Below are 15,228 nucleotides of genomic sequence, written 5' to 3' on the forward strand. Positions count from 1 at the left end.
GCCGACCGCTCATGCGGCCGACCGCTCATGCGAACGCGGCCCGGTGGTCGCGGGCCCATGTCGCGTAGGTGCGCGCCGGACGGCCGAGGACGGCGGCCACGTCGGCGGTCAGCCGGGCGTTCCCCCCTTCGGCGATGAACCGCTGGCCGCGCATGGCGCCCTCGGCGAACTCCGGGTCCCGGCCCGCCGCGATCATCTGCTCCTTCGCCGCGTCCGGCGGCACGTCGACGATCCCGATCGGGCGGCCGAGCACTTCCCGCAGGATCGCCACCTGGTCGGGCGCGCTCAGCAGCTCGGGGCCGGTCAGCGTGTAGGTCCGCCCCGCATGGCCCGGCGCGGTCAGCGCCGCGACCGCCACCTCGGCGACGTCGCGCGGATCGATCACGCCCTGGGCGCCGTTCCCGGTCAGGTTGGCGACCGGCCGCCCGGTGCGGATCCTGGAGGCCCAGTGCAGCGTGTTGGTGGCGAAGCTGCTCGGCCGCAGGATCGTCCACTCCGCCCCGCCCGCCCGCAACGCCTGCTCGCCGGGCAGATGCCAGCCGCCTGCCCTGACCTCGGTGTCCTCGCCGGTGCCGATGGCCGACAGCTTCACCACCCTCCGGACGCCCTGGGACCGCGCGGCGTCGAGCATCGCCCGGTCGTGCCGCTCGATCCAGGGGCCCGGCGCGTCCAGCAGGAAGACCGCGTCGCACCCGGCCACCGCGCCGTCGAGGGAGCCGGGGTCGTCGAAGTCGCCCCGGACGACCTCCGCCGGCAGGCTCCTGCCGTCCGGGTTCCGCGTCATCGCCCGGACCCGCTCGCCGCGCTCGGCCAGGATCCGGACCACTTCCGTTCCGATGGTGCCCGTCGCACCCGTCACGAGGATCATGCCGGGCACTCTGCCGCCCCGCCCCACGGCGGATATAGGAAGAAACGGCAGGCCGTAGAGTCGTCGGCGTGGACGCGATGACCCCCATGCCCGCGCTCCGGCCCTGGATCGCCGACGTGGCGCTGATGCGGCCCGACGGCGACCGGCCGATCGTCCACCTCCCCGACGCCGCCACCGCGCTCGTCTACCGCAGGACCGGCGCCCGGGACGGCGACCTCCGCGTGGTCGGCCCCCGCAGCCGCGCCTCCTACAACCCGGGCAAGGACCTGCCGATGTGCGTCCGGGCCCGGTTGCGCCCGGGTGCCGCCCGGACGCTGCTCGGCGTCCCGGCCGGCGAGCTGCGCGACCGGGCCGTCCCGCTCACCGACCTGTGGGGCGACCGCGCCGCCCGCCTCGAAGCCCGGCTCAACGAGCTGACCGGCCCCGACGCGATCCTGCGGGCCGTCGAGCACGCGCTGCTCGACGGGCTGCGCGACGGCGCGGACCCGCGCGACCTGCTGCTTCGCGAGGCCGTCGAGTCGCTGTCCACCACCGGGGAACGGGTCGCCGCGCTCGCCCGGCGGCTCTCGGTCAGCGAGCGCCACCTGCGCGACCTGTTCACCGACCGGGTCGGCCTGCCGCCCAAGCGCTTCGCCCGCATCCAGCGCGTCCGCACGGTGCTGGCCCGCGTGGGCTCCGCGCAGTGGGCGGGCCTCGCCTCCGATACCGGCTACTACGACCAGTCCCACATGACGGCCGACTTCCACGCGCTCATGGGCGTCTCCCCGGCCGCTTTCCGCGCCGGCCGCCTTCCTGCGAGCACGCCCTGCTCCGCATAAGGAAAAGGCCCGGAGCCTCCTTCAGGAATCGATCCGGCAAAATTCTGGAAAGCGCTGGATAGCGCTTGCTCGTCCGAACACATCCCGGGGTGGCGACGGACGAGCGAAGGCATGGACATGTCCGATGAACGGGTCATCGATCCGCAGGGCGCATACATCTGGGACGGGTGGGGGACCTGCCTGTCGTGGTGGGCGAACACCGAGCTGGGGGCGCGCGACGACCTGGCGGCAGCCCTGTTCGGCCTGGAAACGGCCAGGGTGGAGAGCTCCGGCCGGGAGATCGAGCTTCCCGGGTTGGGACTGAACATCGTGCGCTACAACCTCGGAGCCTGCACCTGGACGGACGGGTCGGCGATGGTCGAGTCGCCCGCCATCGTCCGGCGCAAGCAGATCGAGACGTTCCACGACGGCGAAGAGTGGAACTGGCGTGCGGACGCGAACCAGCGGAACATGCTGGTGAAGGCGCGCGACGCCGGCGCCGACACCTTCGAGATGTTCTCGGTCTCACCGCCATGGTGGATGACGGTCAACGGGAATCCGTCCGGCGCTGAGCAAGGCGAGCAGGACAACCTGGAATTCCAGTATCAGGATGCGTTCGCGCGCTTCATCGCGACGGTGGCCAGGCGTGCCCGCGACGAGTGGGGCATCCGCTTCTCGTCGGTCGAGCCGTTCAACGAGCCGTCGCTGGACGGATGGCACGCGCGGCAGAACCAGGAAGGGTGCCATTTCACGCTCGGGGCGCAGGAGGCGGTCATCGAGTGCCTGCGCCGCGCGCTGGACGAGCATGGCTTGGACGACGTGCTGATCGCCGCTTCCGACGAATGCCGTTACGGGGACGCGGTCGATACCTGGCAGAAGTTCACCGACGGCACCAGACGGCTCGTCGGCCGCGTCAACGTGCACGCGTACGAGCCCGACGAGAAAGGCCGCAGCCGCACAAGGCTCCGCGAAGCCGTCGGCGAAGAGCTTCCGATATGGCAGTCAGAGTACTCGGAAGGGCAGCCCGACGGATTGGCGATGGCGCTGAGCATCAGCCGCGACATCCGGTATCTCCGGCCGACCGGCTGGGTCTGCTGGCAGCCGGTGGAAGCACTCGACTGGGGTCTGCTGGACGGCGAGTATGACGACCAGACCCCGAATCCGAACGGCGGAGCCCGAGGGACGCTGCAAGGGCAAGTAGGCGGCGTCAACACGAAGTATCACGTCCTCGCCCAATACACTCGCCATATCAGGCCGGGGATGCGAATCCTGAGGTCCGGGCACGCGAACACCGTTGCCGCCCACGCCCCGTCCGCCCGGCGGCTGGCGTTGGTCACCGTGAACGACGGCCGGAAACGAACCGTCACCCACGACCTGCGGCCCCTGACAAGGGGCACGAACGCGGCCAGCATGTGGGTCACCGACGCGTCCGATGCCCCCGGCGCGCGCCGGTACGCCCGCGGGCCCGACGCTGATTCCCGGGACGGCCTGCTCACGGTGGTCCACGAGGCGAACACGGTCACGACCATGGAGGTCGCCGGCCTGTGAGCGCAGGCGTTCAGCGGCGCAAGAACACTTCATGACCCGCCTGTGGTTTTCGTCGTCTCCGGGGCGGGGGACGGTGCAAATGCATCGCTGCGTGAGGATGCAGCGCCGCGGCGGCGCGCGACGCAGCATCCGGGGAGAACCGTGAGTCGGACACGTCGAGCGGCAATGTCGGGAACAGTCGCCGGAATGCTCGCCCTATTGGCGTTGTCTCCCGCCGTCGCCGCAGCCCGGACGGGCGCGGTGCGGCAACCCGGAACCGCCGCCGGCAAGTCCAGGCCGCTACCGCCCAAGCTTCCGCGGAACTTTCACGGAAAAGGCAAATGGATCGTCCGGGACCTGGGTATCACGGTGCCGTTCACCTGGACGGGACTCAACGGCGACAGCCAGATGATCGCTGGAGGCCCCCGCTACCCGATCTGGTTCACCAACCTCATCTACCACGGCTCGCTCTACACGCTGACCTACAAATGGCCTGGCCTCGACGACCACCGCTGCTCCCGCATTCCCGGATTCACCCTGGACACCCTGAACCAGAAGCTCGGCACGGCACGCTTCGTCGGACGGGAGACGCTGCAGCGGAACCCGCGACGCCACGTGAACCACTGGAGGGTCGGCGTCGTCGTGCCGCAGCTGCCTCCCGGCAAGCACCTCCGCTTTCCGCTCGCCCTCGGCGACGTCTACGTCGACCAGCGCGACCGGGGGACGTTCTGGCAGGTGCTCCAGTTCGGCGTCCAGAACCTTTTCGATCCGGAACTGGACGAATGGCTTGTGATGAACACCTTCAAGCACACCCCCGGAAAAGTCCGCCTTCCCCGCCGGTGCCCGCGGTAAGGGCGACGCGGGCCGCGTGTGAGAGAGTGGTCCATGCCCTTGAGCGCGTATCACCTCAGGACTTCCATCGCCGTCTCCGACATTCAGAAGGCCGTCGAGTTCTACGAGGGAAAGCTGGGCCTGCAGGCTCTGTGGTCCGGCCCCAGTGCCAGAATCGCCGGCGGCAGCCGCGTCTACGCGTCCGGCGGCGGCCCGGCGCTGAACGTGTACCAGTCCGTCACCGCCGGAAAGACCGACGCGACGCTGGCGACGTGGTACGTCGACGACATCGACCGGATCGTTGACGAGCTCGCCTCGTCCGGCGTCGAATTCGTCCGCTACGACCAGTTCGAACACGACGCCCGAGGGATCACCCCGCGGGCCGGCGGCGGCCGCATCGCCTGGTTCCAGGACCCGGACGGCAACACCTTCGCCATCGAAGCCGACGCCTGACCCCCATCGCGGACGCCTGTCGCGGCCGCTCAGCCCTGGCGCGCCGGCCGGATGGTCAGGTCGCCGATCTCGACGTCCTCGGGCTGGTCGATCGCGAACGCGATCGCCCGCGCCACCGCCGCCGGGTCGATGCCGAGGTCGGCCATGTTCCGCCTGGCCTGCTCGCGCACGGCCGGATCGTCGACGGCGTTGTCGATGAGCTCGGTTCGGACGTAGCCGGGGGAGATCGACGTCGTCCGCAGCACCCCGTCCGTGCTCTCCTGCCGCAGGCCCTCCAGGAGGGTGCGCACCGCGTTCTTCGTCCCCGCGTACACCGCCTGCGTGGGGACGATCTTCAGCCCGGACGTCGAGACGACCGTGACGAGGTGACCGGTGCCCTGGCGGCGGAACACGGGCAGGGCCGCGGCGATCCCGTGCAGGATCCCCTTGACGTTCACGTCGACCATCGCCGACCAGCCGTCGACGTCCAGGTCGGCGACGGGGCCGATCCTGCTGACCCCGGCGTTGCCCACCAGGACGTCCAGCTTGCCGAAGCGCTCGACGGCGAGATCGACGAGCGACCGGAGGTCGCCGGGTTCGGTGACGTCCACGCGCGTGGCGGCCGCCTCGCCGCCGGCGGCTTCGATCTCGCCGACGAGCCGGTTCAGCCGGTCGGTGCGGCGGGCGCCGAGGACGACGGCCGCGCCGAGCGAGGCCAGGTGGCGGGCCGTCGCTTCACCGATCCCGCTGCTGGCTCCGGTGATCGCGACGACCTTGCCTTGGATGGTCATGCAGAACCTCCGCCTAGAATGGGACACATGTCCGGTTACTCCGACCAGCCTAGCGGACACGTGTCCGGTTCTGTCGAAGGCCGCGGGACGAGGCGCGCGGACGCGCAGCGCAACCGCGAGCGGATCCTCCAGGCGGCGCGCGACCTCGTCCACGAGCCGGGGGAGCTGAAGCTCAACGCCGTCGCGAAGGCCTGCGGCATCGGGCAGGGCACGCTGTACCGGCATTTCCCGACACGCGAGGACCTCCTCGCCGAGGTGTACCGCCACGAAGTGGAAGAACTGGTCGCCGCGGCTCCGCGCCTGCTGGCGACCCATCGGCCGCTGGACGCGCTCGCGGCGTGGTTCGACCGGGTGGCCGCCTACGCCCGCGTCAAGCGCGACGTGTTCGCCGCCATCGAGGCTGCGACGTGGCAGGACCTCGCCGCCCACAGCCTCGGCCCGATCGGCGAGGCGGTGGAACTGCTGCTGGCCGCCGGCCGCTCGTCCGGCAGCGTCCGCCCGGACGCCGAGGCCCGCGACGTCATCGTCCTCATCAGCTGGCTGTCGCGCCTGGACGACGCCGAACTCGACGCGCGAGGCCCGCGCCTGCTGTCGATCCTCATCAACGGCCTCCGCACCCACCCCGCCCCCGACCCGCCGGGTGCTCCCCGAGGATGATCACCTCTGGACGCGGCCCTGACCACCGCAACCGCAGCCGTAATCCCACCGCGACGCCTAGCCCGAAATAGGCGAGACGGTAAGCGCGCTGATTCCTGGGTGGGATCACGGCTTCACGGATCGAGGAGTGTCACTGATGGTCAGCGTGAGTATGGAGACCGCCGAACAGACGGAACAACGGCTACGCAGTGTCATCGCCCAGGCGGAACTCGTCGTGCATGACGGCGTCTGGTGTTTTGAGGAGTCTCCGGCCGACCGTCCGCCGGCGCTCACTCCCGAGACGCTCGCTGTCGTCCGCGACCAGGAGACCTGGAGCCGCCTGGTCCCGTTCCAGAAGGGCGACGGCATCGAACGCTTCGGCATCTTCTCTTTCCACTTCGCGGACCAGATGGACAACAGCGGTTTCGTCGGCTGGCTCGCCACCCACCTCAAGGCCGAACTGGGCACCGGCGTCTTCGTCGTCTGCGGCAGTAACCGCGCCCGAGGCGGCATCTATGACTACTGGGGCTGCCCCATAGACCTGCTCGACCAGGCCGTCACGGTAGTAGAGAAGCTACGAGCCCACTGACTGCACAAAAGCCGGGGCGCGGGAGGACGTCTTCCTTACCCATCGAAACCTCCTGATGGGCGTGGCCTTGCAGGGTCGAGGGTCGGTGACGCCGAAGACGTAGTGCAGGAAGCATGGCTGCGGTGGTCGAAAAACCGATGACGGCGCGGTGGCGGATCCCGAAGCGTTCCTGGTGACGGTCACGACCCGGCTCGCCACCGCGGGGGCAAGCCAACCGAGTCGAACGCCGCGACCCGTGATGCAAGTTCACGAGGCGGCCCGCCGACCTCGCTGTTCCAACCGCCGAACATGCCGCTCATGCTGCCCGGCATTCCGCCGTTGGGCGCGGTCGATGACCAACGTCTGCGGGTCGGCAGCCAACTCGTACAGTTCAACCTCGAACGGGTCGGCGTCATATTCGATGAGACGGGCCAAGGCGTCCCGGTCCTGCTCCGCGGTCACTCGCCGACGCGCCTGCTCCCGCCAGACCTTCCCACTCACCTCCGCCTCGTCCACCCCTCCAAGCTAACCAAGGGAGCGCAGCACCGGAACCCAAATGATCCGAGAACAAGGCAACGGCGTCTGAAGTTCGGATCAGGCTTCGAGCCCGGTCAGCAAGCGCGCCACGTCGAGCCCGGTGTTCAGATAGTCCACGAACAAGGAGTTATTCAGCGCCCACTTCGATCGGCGGTATCGGACCAGAAAGATCGCGTCATCGGTGCTGTAACCCGAAAGCGTGAGGGCGTGGGCAATGACGAGACCGGACCGGTTGTAGCCGGAATGACAGCGGACCAGCACACGCCTGCCTTGCTCAACCGCCTCCACTGCCGACTCGGCAGCGCGACAGATCGCCGCGATCTGCTCAGCGGTCAGCGGCCCATCGGGAACGTCCACACACTGGTGGGCGACGCCGCCGCTTGGACCATGCCCCTCTCGCGTGTACAAGCTGATCACGAGATCGAACTCGTCACGCACGATGGCCGGCGCCCGATTCCCCATCGAATCCCGGTAGTAGTGGCCGCCCATCCACAGCAACGGGACGATCTCGTCCCAGGGCGCCTCCGCATCGGGCGCTCCTCGACCCTCGGTCCGCATGGCCTCGCTCCCGCCGGCGCCGCCCGGACCCCAGACCGGGCAAGATCAACCAAACACGCCCTCACGCTACAACCAGAACCGCCCGTCCGGTATAGCAGGAGACGACAGGCCCCTTGGCCTGCTTACGAGGTGGGAAGGCGCTGGTACCGGTAAACGCCGTAGGCCCTGTGGCCGTTGATGTGGCTGTGCGAGTGCAGGCACAACTCCATGCCGTGCGGCGCAATGACGCCGAGGTATTCGACCAACCCTTCCCGGGACGTCGCGTCGAACGACAGAACGTTGTCCTCCACCGAGTACGGACCACGGGACGCATAGGGATGGTCGGGGAGCAGCCAAGCGGCCACCGACACGACGGTTTCCTCCAACGGCAGATCATGCTCGACCGAGGCGGCCATTCCCTCGCCTGTGGGGAAGAAGCGCAGGAACGAGGTATACGTCTGGCCTTGCTCGGCGTACAGGCCATCGAAGCGGAGCCGCACGTGATTCCTCCGGGGATCGGGACGTCTTCTAGCACGCACGGGTCTGACGTCCGTACCCGACCATCCGCCCCCACCCGCCTGATCTTCTGTCTACCGGAGCCTGAGACCGCAGCCTCGACAAGAAGAACGCCGAGGCTCGCTCAACCCAACGGGCCGTGCCCGCGCCCAGTCCACAGGCCCGCCCCGGCGCACCGGGGTACGCGGCCTCCACCTAAAGCACGTCCCCCCGTCTTAGCCGTTATCGTCTCCCCGTCCACGTCGGCCAACTTCGGCCATATGAGGCGTCAAAAGCCCAGCCGCCCGAAGATGGGGAGTGATCTCTCTTCTCGCCCGTGAGGTGCAGATTGCTATCCAGGCCGAATGCCATAACCGTCCAGATCGCCTTGATGATTATCAGCGGTGCTGTGGCGGTCTTCGTAATCTCTGGAGGAAGCTGGTCTGTTGCACTGCAGGGAATCGCCTTCTTCCTGGGTGCCGGCGGAATGATGGTGATGTTCTACCGGTGGCGGCGGCACGGTGATCGGCGTGCCGCAGTGTTGGTCGTACCAGCCTTCGCCACCTGGGCGCTGGCGGTCGCCGTTGCCTCGGTGACCGGCGTCGAGCCCGGAACTCCAGCCTTCTGGATCGCCGGCGTGGCCCTTCTCATCGGCGTCGGCGGCGGAGCGGTAACGCTGGTGAGCATGTACCAGGAGCGCGGCAGCGAAAGCGAGGCTCCGCCCCCCGAGCAGGGATAACCGCCGTCGCGCGTGGTGCCTGCCGTTGCTGTAACCATTGCTGTCAGTCTGCGGCGGTCTTGATGAAGGTCACGCGCTGCGCCGTCAGATTCGGGCGGGCTCGATAGCCGGCGTCCAGCCAAACTGCGTGAGTGTGCTTGGGGTCGGTGCCCCACCAAGCCTGGTGGTTGTAGGCGCTCGGGGGCAGCGGTTCCCCGATCGCCGCCGACACCTCCGCGAACGTCATCTCGACGCGCTGGCGGCCGTCCGACTCAAGGTGCCGCTCAAGCCGCTCGTACTGTTCACGTCGAACCATGCCCCCATCATGCGTGCTGAAGGCGGCCGTCAACCAGCTCCACGCTAGCTGCGCACACGGTTCATTACGAGTCTCACGAGCAAGATCCACACCCGTCCAGCCCCGTTCGCTGACCTGCTAAATGGCCTCTCGGACACCCCTGGGTTCCGCTCCCACCCAGGCTCGTCCAGCCCGTTGTTAGCGCCAGCGTTAGCAAGCTGAACGCTCAAGCTGTCTGGCTCAGGGTGTCTTGGAAGGTGAGGAAGGCGGAACAGTGCGTCCTCCAGTACCCGCATGGCCCATCACCCCGGTAACCAGCAAGAGGATGATCACGGTCATGCATACGCCAGCAGCGAGGAACACTGCACCCGTTACCCGCTCAAAACGAACTTGCTGCTCAACTCTGCGTTCATCTGTCCCGAGAAGGGGGCGCTGTGAAAGTCGAAGTGCTTCCATCACGTTGAAAGTGGCCCGGACATGCCATGTGGTGAAGCCGCGATAGTTCACCAGGAGGACGAGACCGAGACATGTGAAGGCAGCTCCCCCGGCCACACCGAGAAGGCCACCTAGGATCCGCTCAGCCATCCGTTCCAGCCTCCCCGCTCGGCAAGCCGCCTGTGCCGATGGCCTCTAGACCTTGAACTCGGTCGTCATCTTCACACCTCGCCACCACTCGCCCCAGCTACACCATGTGCCGACGTGCGTCCGCGCAGCCCCTGTGCGCCTCTGCTGTGGTACTCCGTTGCCGTGCAGCCTATGCCCGACGAAACCCGCACTGTCAGCTGATCTACGCGCATGTGGCCCTGGACGAGAAGCGGGCGGCGCTCGGGAAGCTGGGGGATGTGCTCGGCTGAGGCCGTTGCTGTCGCCGTTGCTGTCAAAAGGCCCGGAACCTGATGAGGTTCCGGGCCTTTTGGCTGGTCACGAGGTGTGGGCAGGGGCGGGGTCGAACCGCCGACCTTCCGCTTTTCAGGTCACAGCGTCCGAGCGCTGTACTGACCTGCGAAAACCCAGGTCGCTCACAAGCGAGAAGCCGATAAGCGGATTGCGTTCCCCGTCAGTCTATCGCTCTGAGCTGTGAGTCAACTACCCCCTGTGTTTAGCAGACCTGTGGGAGAGCCTGCTGGGCCCTCAAGGAAGCTGTTGGCGTGCCTATGTCCGGGCGGCTAGGCCATGCAGTCGGGGCTCGACGGGCTCCGGCGTCTTCGTCGGGTGGCTTGCCGGAGTCTACGGTGGCGCAGCTCATGCCCGCGGTCTCTGGCCAGGGCGTCCCGGTCCGGGTTGCGCATAGTACTGATTCATTGTGATTCATCTAGGTCATCGTCAGCTTGGCCGGCGGCCGGTAGTGGCCGTTGACATGGCTCTTCATCGAGGTTCAACTCGTAGTTGAACACACTGTGATGCTCGATGATTCGGATGAACCTCGATGAGTCGCTGGCTGGAAGGATCGTCGAGTGGCGGGTTCTGACCACACGGAACCGTCTGAGAGTCGGCTTCGGCTCGCCGTCGAGTTGCGTCGACTCCGTGACCTGGCCGGGGTGTCCGGACGGGAGCTGGCGAGGCGGGTCGGCATCAGTCAGTCGAAGGTGTCGCGCATCGAGTCGGGCCGGACCCTGCCCACCGCACCCGAGGTGGCGGCGTGGTCGGCGGCCGTTGACGCGTCGGCCGACACGGTGACGATGCTCAAGGCCCTTACGGAGGCTGCCTTCACCGAGGTGCAGCGCTGGTCCCAGACCCTGCGGGCTCGCCCGCACGTGCAAGGCGACGTTCAGGAGGTGGAGGCCCGGTCGCATCGAGTCATGGTCTTCGAGAACGCGATCGTGCCGGGATTGCTGCAAACCGCCGAATACGCCCGCCGCGTCTTCGCCTTCTTCGCGCCAGACGAAGACGATGCCGACCTGTCGGCGGCAGTAGCCGGACGGCTGGACCGGCAGCTTGCCCTCTTCGACCGGGACCGCCAGTTCGAGTTCCTGATCACCGAGGCGGCACTGCGCTGGCGTCCCGGACCACCACATCTACTGCAGGCGCAACTCGACCGGATCGCTTCGCTGGCGACGCTCGACAACGTGTTGATCGGGCTGCTTCCGCACGCCGCTGAGGCAATAACCTATGTGCCACACGGTTTCGTCTTGTTCGACCTCCATGACGATTCTCGGGCGAGTGTCAGCGAGACCATCGCAATGGTCGAGACCGTGCATGCCAACCTCACCGTCAATGACCCGGAGAGTGTCGCACACTACCGCCGCAAATGGTGCCTGCTAAGTCAGGCGGCCCAATATGGCGATGATGCTCGCCTTCTCCTCAACGAGCTCACAGTCGAGATGCGAGCGTGGGAACAATGACAGCATCCGTCGCCGGAGCGCGGGGACCGACGGGCCCCCGCGCTCTCAACTGGTCAGGCAGAGCCGAACCGCGTCAGTGCGAACCGCACGGCGAGTTGGGCGGACTGGAGGACGAACTGGGCGGACTGGGCGGCGAACTCGCGCAACCACGCGCCCCTCCCGTTCCGCACTCGCCGGCGGAAGTCCGCATACTCCTTCCGGCTGAAGACGAGCCCGGGCTGGTACGGGTTCTTGGAGTCCCTGATGACGACGGCCCCTGCGATCCGCTCGACGATGACGCAGCCGCCGCCGTTGCACCGGAAATCGAACTCCGGCATCTCACTGGTCTTTCGCATTGCACTGTTCCCTTCTCTGAGGCCTCGCGCTTTCTGCGCTGACATCAGATTCCAGGTCGAACCTCCGCCGCGAATCCGCCGCCAATCCGAGCTCGGCCCGCTCTCGATCCGTTCTCCATCCGGACGATCCGCCATCGATCCGCTTCGCATACGCAATCGACGTGTGAGGAGGCAGTAATGAAATACCAAGTCCTCGGCCCCGTGGCGGCCCTGTTGAACGAGCGGAAAATCCAGCTCCAGCAGCAGTGCCAACATCTGCTCGCCGTCCTCGTCCTGGAGAGTGGTCAGCCGGTGTCACGCCAGCGGCTGATCGAGATCTTGTGGGACGACCCCGACCCGATCGGTCGTGACGCTCGGCTGACGCGGATCGCCAGCGAGCTCCGTCAACGCCTCCGCGGAGTCAACCCCGAGGTGCCCGACCCGGTGCCCGCCACAGGCGACGCTTACAAACTCGTGATGCGCCCAGAGCAGGCCGACGTGCATCGCTTCCACGCCAAAGCCGAAAAGGCCAAGATGCTGGACGGCGACGCGGCGATACAGATGATGACCGAGGCCTTGGACGAGTGGACCGAGGGGCATGGCCTGTACGGTCGGCCTCTCGCGGGCATCGTCGGCACCTGGGCCGACAGCAACCGCGAAAAGCTGCGGATGGAGCACCGCAGCGCCCGCCTCTTCCGTATGGAGCGCATCGCTCAGAACGGTGGACACGAGCAGGTGGCCGAAGAATGCCGCATGCTCGACGACAACGCCGACACGATGCTCGACGAGGCGTTCGTCGCCACGTGGATGGTCACCGCCTACCGCGCCGGCGGGCCTGACATACCCCTGTGGGTCTTCCGTAGGGCCGAAGAGCACTGGAAGCGCTCACTGGGGCGTTCCGTCAGCCAGCCACTGACGGAACTGGCCCGCCGCATCGAGGATCACGCCCCAGATCTCGACGGCCCCCAAGACATCCCTCTCGCACGGCTGAAGGCCCCGCCTACGGCGAGCGCCCACCCTCTCACCGCCATCACTGGCCAAGCAAAGGAGACGACGACCATGAGCGAGCAGGGCGAGCGTCCCTTCTTCCACAACGAACACTCGACCATCGGTGCGCAAGCCAAGGAATTCAACGGGGAAGTCACCATCAACCTCGGCGGTATGCCTCAACGGCCCGAGCCTGAGCAGACCGGCCAGTCGCGGGAGGACACCGGCGGAGGGGCGTCGTGAGCGATCAGAAGGCTCCTCCCAAGAACAAGAAGGACTCGGAGAACACGTTCTCCAACACCGAGGGGACGGTCGGAGCACAGGGTGTCTTCAACGAAGAGGTCACCATCTACGTAGCCGGGCCTGACGACCCCCCGGAGCGCAGGCTATGGGTCGCCAAGAACTACCTTGCCGCCCTCCTCCCGAGCCAAGCCCAAGAACTCCTGCTGTCAGTGATCGGCGCGCGGTACCGCCAGGGCGAGGCCGCCTATTACTGGATGCTCGCAATCCTGAGCGGCAAGGCGCTGGCCGACCTGGACGAGGAGGGCCGCGACCGGTTCCAGAGTGCCTGGAAACAGGTCCAGCAGAGCAACGACCATTGGCTCGCCGCAGCGACAGTGATCAAGAACCTGATCGTGCTGCTTCAGGATCTGCAGGGCGACGCGGCGGGGACAGCGAGGATGGACCAGGTACTGGCCTCGTTCGAGGACCTGCCGGAAGAGCGTCGCGAGGAGATCCGCCGCCACCTCGACACCCTGTTCACAACAGGGCTACGTCGGCAACTCGAACATGCCCATGCCGAACGGATCCGCGACCAGAGGCTCGGGAACGAGCGCAAGAAACGAGTACCGAAGTTCTTCGAGCCAGTGCCCCACCCGCCGCAGAGCACCCTGTCACCTCGCCCGACGCTGCACCCCATCCAAGCGATGTTCTCCAGCGTCGCCATCCTTATGGGCGCGACCGGTGTCCTCTGGGGGGAGGTCCTCTCCCTCCGGCACGGCGGCGCAGCGGGGTTTGTGTTGGCCTTGACGGCCCTCGGGTGCGCAGTGCTGCTCGGCTGGCTCGCCCCGGTCCGCTTTCCGGTCCGCTTCTCTCCATGGCAGGAAGACCCGGCAACCAAGACGAGCGACAAGATGAGAGCCGCTGTGAAGCGGGTCTTTGAGCGCGTCCGACGGAACGCCTCCGGTGGAGAGAGCACGGAGGGATGGAGTGCGGCGACGCGGGCCGTCCAAACGGCCCTCGCCAGGGAGTACGCCAGCGTCTACGGCAGCCCCAAGATCCCGCCGGGCGGGGTCGATTACCTGATCAAGAGACATGCCCAGGACGCCTGGAAACGCTTCCGGGACGGGACGCTCAACACCCGGACGAGAGAAGCAACATGGTTCGACTGCGCGGCCGCCGCTCTCGCGGCCATAGCGCTCGGCACCGTGATCCGGCTTCTCCTCATCGAACCGACGCTGGCGGCGAGCCCGATCGGTCTGACGTTCTGTGCCGGCATGGTGCTCCCCGCGAGTCATGGGGACGTCTTCATCGTCCGGTTGATGCACCGGAGCCGAGAGCGAGCCGCGGCGGGCCAGCGGTTGCGCGTCGAGAGAGAACTCTACGCAAAACGGCTGGAGGAATTGGCCGACCGGCCCGACGACACCGAGATGGCCCGCTGGCTGGATGACGACAAGCACTACTTCCGCAACCTCGCGTTGAACCAGTACGGCATGGAGAGCGAGGACATCATCGCCGAGGCGGTACTCACCGAGCCGGGCCCCGGCGCCCGCCGGTCGCGTGTTCGCCGCGGCCCCTGGCGCTACTCGTCGTACAAGATGTGGATCTACCTGCTGACCAACGCTGGAGTAAGGCAAATCGCCGTGCACTTGGACTTCGCAAGCGGGACGCTGAGCAACCAGGAACGGACGGCGTTCCGGTACGACGCGGTTGCCTCGGCGAGCATCATCGAGATCGGGATCTGCTTCGACCAGGACAGAAGGGCGGTGCTCCCGCCGAGTCAACGGAAGCGCCGACCATCAGATTCGGCACCTGGCACCAAAGCGGAAGAGGAGCCGGACGAGAAGTCGGACAAAGAAGGGAGGGAGAGGCCGGGACCGAAGCCGACCTCGGACACGAACGTGGAACCGGTGATGCTGCAGTTGTTCCGACTCATGTTGGTCAACAGAGAACGGTTCACTGTGACAGTTGAGCAACTGGCCGAGGTGGACGAAACGGTCGGGGACGATGTGACCTACCTTCGACGCCTGGCGCTCGACGACTCGGGTGTGAGCAGCGCACTGCGCATCCTCGAACAGGTCGCAGCCGAAGGTAGCGACTGGGTAAGGCACGCCCAGATGCGCGCCGAACAGATCATCCTCTAGACCCGGCGGACATCGCCGTGATGCCGGGCCCGCCTGGCTTGCGAGCAGTCCTGCGGCCTGCGGGGCCTGCAGTGTTGTGCTGGAGTATGCCCTGTTGATTGGCGCGGCTGCGACGCTTGGCCTGCCTGGTCGGCCTGGGCGCGGCCCAGCACCGTCAGCGGTGCGGCCGGTGCGGCTCCTGCCCGCCTGG

Annotated in this window: 18 protein-coding genes and 1 tRNA gene; 10 read left to right on the forward strand and 9 right to left on the reverse strand. The window is 67.3% G+C overall.

Going from position 1 to position 15,228, the window contains the following annotated elements; translation table 11 throughout:
• Positions 1 to 25: 25 nt before the first annotated feature.
• The gene (locus AB0C78_RS31105; RefSeq protein WP_360754719.1) at positions 26 to 868 is read right to left on the reverse strand and encodes an SDR family oxidoreductase; all 843 of its coding nucleotides are present in this window, start codon (positions 866 to 868) and stop codon (positions 26 to 28) included.
• A 77-nt stretch (positions 869 to 945) separates the two neighbouring features.
• Between AB0C78_RS31105 and AB0C78_RS31110 the strand changes: the two genes are divergently transcribed.
• The 4 genes from AB0C78_RS31110 (at position 946) to AB0C78_RS31125 (ending at position 4,476) form a co-directional block, all read left to right on the forward strand.
• Positions 946 to 1,686: a helix-turn-helix domain-containing protein gene (locus tag AB0C78_RS31110; RefSeq protein ID WP_360754822.1), complete on the forward strand. Its 741-nt coding sequence runs from the start codon at positions 946 to 948 to the stop codon at positions 1,684 to 1,686.
• Positions 1,687 to 1,797: 111 nt separating this feature from the next.
• Complete coding sequence (locus tag AB0C78_RS31115) at positions 1,798 to 3,213, forward strand: glycoside hydrolase (RefSeq protein ID WP_360754721.1); 1,416 nt, start codon at positions 1,798 to 1,800, stop codon at positions 3,211 to 3,213.
• 348 nt (positions 3,214 to 3,561) lie between these two features.
• Entirely contained in the window at positions 3,562 to 4,044 is a 483-nt protein-coding gene (locus tag AB0C78_RS31120) for a hypothetical protein (protein ID WP_360754724.1), read from the forward strand.
• A 33-nt stretch (positions 4,045 to 4,077) separates the two neighbouring features.
• Entirely contained in the window at positions 4,078 to 4,476 is a 399-nt protein-coding gene (locus tag AB0C78_RS31125; RefSeq protein WP_360754727.1) for a VOC family protein, read from the forward strand.
• 29 nt (positions 4,477 to 4,505) lie between these two features.
• Here the strand turns inward: AB0C78_RS31125 and AB0C78_RS31130 are convergent, their stop codons facing one another.
• Positions 4,506 to 5,246 carry an SDR family oxidoreductase gene (locus tag AB0C78_RS31130; RefSeq protein ID WP_360754730.1) on the reverse strand — a complete coding sequence of 247 codons (741 nt, stop codon included), beginning with the start codon at positions 5,244 to 5,246 and terminating at the stop codon, positions 4,506 to 4,508.
• A gap of 27 nt (positions 5,247 to 5,273) precedes the next feature.
• Here AB0C78_RS31130 and AB0C78_RS31135 point away from each other — a divergent pair, with 27 nt between their 5' ends.
• Complete coding sequence (locus AB0C78_RS31135) at positions 5,274 to 5,903, forward strand: TetR/AcrR family transcriptional regulator (protein ID WP_360754733.1); 630 nt, start codon at positions 5,274 to 5,276, stop codon at positions 5,901 to 5,903.
• Positions 5,904 to 6,039: 136 nt separating this feature from the next.
• Complete coding sequence (locus tag AB0C78_RS31140; protein ID WP_360754736.1) at positions 6,040 to 6,471, forward strand: DUF6196 family protein; 432 nt, start codon at positions 6,040 to 6,042, stop codon at positions 6,469 to 6,471.
• Positions 6,472 to 6,717: 246 nt separating this feature from the next.
• Here AB0C78_RS31140 and AB0C78_RS31145 read toward each other — a convergent pair whose 3' ends face one another.
• The 3 genes from AB0C78_RS31145 to AB0C78_RS31155 form a co-directional block, all read right to left on the reverse strand.
• Positions 6,718 to 6,966 (reverse strand): hypothetical protein, encoded by a 249-nt coding sequence (locus AB0C78_RS31145; RefSeq protein WP_360754738.1) that lies wholly within the window; start codon positions 6,964 to 6,966, stop codon positions 6,718 to 6,720.
• A gap of 78 nt (positions 6,967 to 7,044) precedes the next feature.
• Positions 7,045 to 7,545: a dual specificity protein phosphatase family protein gene (locus AB0C78_RS31150; protein ID WP_360754741.1), complete on the reverse strand. Its 501-nt coding sequence runs from the start codon at positions 7,543 to 7,545 to the stop codon at positions 7,045 to 7,047.
• 122 nt (positions 7,546 to 7,667) lie between these two features.
• Entirely contained in the window at positions 7,668 to 8,024 is a 357-nt protein-coding gene (locus tag AB0C78_RS31155) for a hypothetical protein (protein ID WP_360754744.1), read from the reverse strand.
• A 344-nt stretch (positions 8,025 to 8,368) separates the two neighbouring features.
• On the opposite strand from AB0C78_RS31155, the gene AB0C78_RS31160 reads away from it, so the two are divergent.
• Positions 8,369 to 8,758 carry a hypothetical protein gene (locus tag AB0C78_RS31160; protein WP_360754747.1) on the forward strand — a complete coding sequence of 130 codons (390 nt, stop codon included), beginning with the start codon at positions 8,369 to 8,371 and terminating at the stop codon, positions 8,756 to 8,758.
• A gap of 43 nt (positions 8,759 to 8,801) precedes the next feature.
• Here AB0C78_RS31160 and AB0C78_RS31165 read toward each other — a convergent pair whose 3' ends face one another.
• From AB0C78_RS31165 to AB0C78_RS31175, 3 genes are all read right to left on the reverse strand, one after another.
• Positions 8,802 to 9,053, reverse strand: a complete 252-nt coding sequence (locus AB0C78_RS31165; protein ID WP_360754749.1) for a hypothetical protein — start codon at positions 9,051 to 9,053, stop codon at positions 8,802 to 8,804.
• Between the two features lie 219 nt (positions 9,054 to 9,272).
• The gene (locus AB0C78_RS31170; protein ID WP_360754751.1) at positions 9,273 to 9,539 is read right to left on the reverse strand and encodes a hypothetical protein; all 267 of its coding nucleotides are present in this window, start codon (positions 9,537 to 9,539) and stop codon (positions 9,273 to 9,275) included.
• Positions 9,540 to 9,963: 424 nt separating this feature from the next.
• Positions 9,964 to 10,125, reverse strand: a tRNA-Ser gene (locus AB0C78_RS31175).
• 361 nt (positions 10,126 to 10,486) lie between these two features.
• On the opposite strand from AB0C78_RS31175, the gene AB0C78_RS31180 reads away from it, so the two are divergent.
• Positions 10,487 to 11,374, forward strand: a complete 888-nt coding sequence (locus AB0C78_RS31180; RefSeq protein WP_360754754.1) for a helix-turn-helix transcriptional regulator — start codon at positions 10,487 to 10,489, stop codon at positions 11,372 to 11,374.
• A gap of 53 nt (positions 11,375 to 11,427) precedes the next feature.
• Here the strand turns inward: AB0C78_RS31180 and AB0C78_RS31185 are convergent, their stop codons facing one another.
• The gene (locus AB0C78_RS31185; RefSeq protein WP_360754757.1) at positions 11,428 to 11,709 is read right to left on the reverse strand and encodes a DUF397 domain-containing protein; all 282 of its coding nucleotides are present in this window, start codon (positions 11,707 to 11,709) and stop codon (positions 11,428 to 11,430) included.
• A 177-nt stretch (positions 11,710 to 11,886) separates the two neighbouring features.
• Between AB0C78_RS31185 and AB0C78_RS31190 the strand changes: the two genes are divergently transcribed.
• Entirely contained in the window at positions 11,887 to 12,918 is a 1,032-nt protein-coding gene (locus AB0C78_RS31190) for a BTAD domain-containing putative transcriptional regulator (protein WP_360754759.1), read from the forward strand.
• Positions 12,915 to 15,038 carry a hypothetical protein gene (locus AB0C78_RS31195; protein ID WP_360754762.1) on the forward strand — a complete coding sequence of 708 codons (2,124 nt, stop codon included), beginning with the start codon at positions 12,915 to 12,917 and terminating at the stop codon, positions 15,036 to 15,038. The genes AB0C78_RS31190 and AB0C78_RS31195 overlap by 4 nt, the downstream gene beginning before the upstream one ends.
• The last annotated feature ends 190 nt before the right edge of the window (positions 15,039 to 15,228 follow it).

Origin of the sequence: Actinomadura sp. NPDC048394 (genome assembly GCF_040651755.1) — a bacterium.
Classification (GTDB): domain Bacteria; phylum Actinomycetota; class Actinomycetes; order Streptosporangiales; family Streptosporangiaceae; genus Spirillospora; species Spirillospora montaniterrae.

Excerpts from the sequence above, each read along its gene's own strand:
- AB0C78_RS31125 (WP_360754727.1), top strand. The coding sequence starts at position 4,078 with ATGCCCTTGAGCGCGTATCACCTCAGGACTTCCATCGCCGTCTCCGAC.
- AB0C78_RS31150 (WP_360754741.1), bottom strand. The coding sequence starts at position 7,545 with ATGCGGACCGAGGGTCGAGGAGCGCCCGATGCGGAGGCGCCCTGGGAC.
- AB0C78_RS31190 (WP_360754759.1), top strand. The coding sequence starts at position 11,887 with ATGAAATACCAAGTCCTCGGCCCCGTGGCGGCCCTGTTGAACGAGCGG.
- AB0C78_RS31115 (WP_360754721.1), top strand. The coding sequence starts at position 1,798 with ATGGACATGTCCGATGAACGGGTCATCGATCCGCAGGGCGCATACATC.
- AB0C78_RS31185 (WP_360754757.1), bottom strand. The coding sequence starts at position 11,709 with ATGCGAAAGACCAGTGAGATGCCGGAGTTCGATTTCCGGTGCAACGGC.
- AB0C78_RS31130 (WP_360754730.1), bottom strand. The coding sequence starts at position 5,246 with ATGACCATCCAAGGCAAGGTCGTCGCGATCACCGGAGCCAGCAGCGGG.
- AB0C78_RS31110 (WP_360754822.1), top strand. The coding sequence starts at position 946 with ATGACCCCCATGCCCGCGCTCCGGCCCTGGATCGCCGACGTGGCGCTG.
- AB0C78_RS31135 (WP_360754733.1), top strand. The coding sequence starts at position 5,274 with ATGTCCGGTTACTCCGACCAGCCTAGCGGACACGTGTCCGGTTCTGTC.
- AB0C78_RS31140 (WP_360754736.1), top strand. The coding sequence starts at position 6,040 with ATGGTCAGCGTGAGTATGGAGACCGCCGAACAGACGGAACAACGGCTA.
- AB0C78_RS31165 (WP_360754749.1), bottom strand. The coding sequence starts at position 9,053 with ATGGTTCGACGTGAACAGTACGAGCGGCTTGAGCGGCACCTTGAGTCG.
- AB0C78_RS31105 (WP_360754719.1), bottom strand. The coding sequence starts at position 868 with ATGATCCTCGTGACGGGTGCGACGGGCACCATCGGAACGGAAGTGGTC.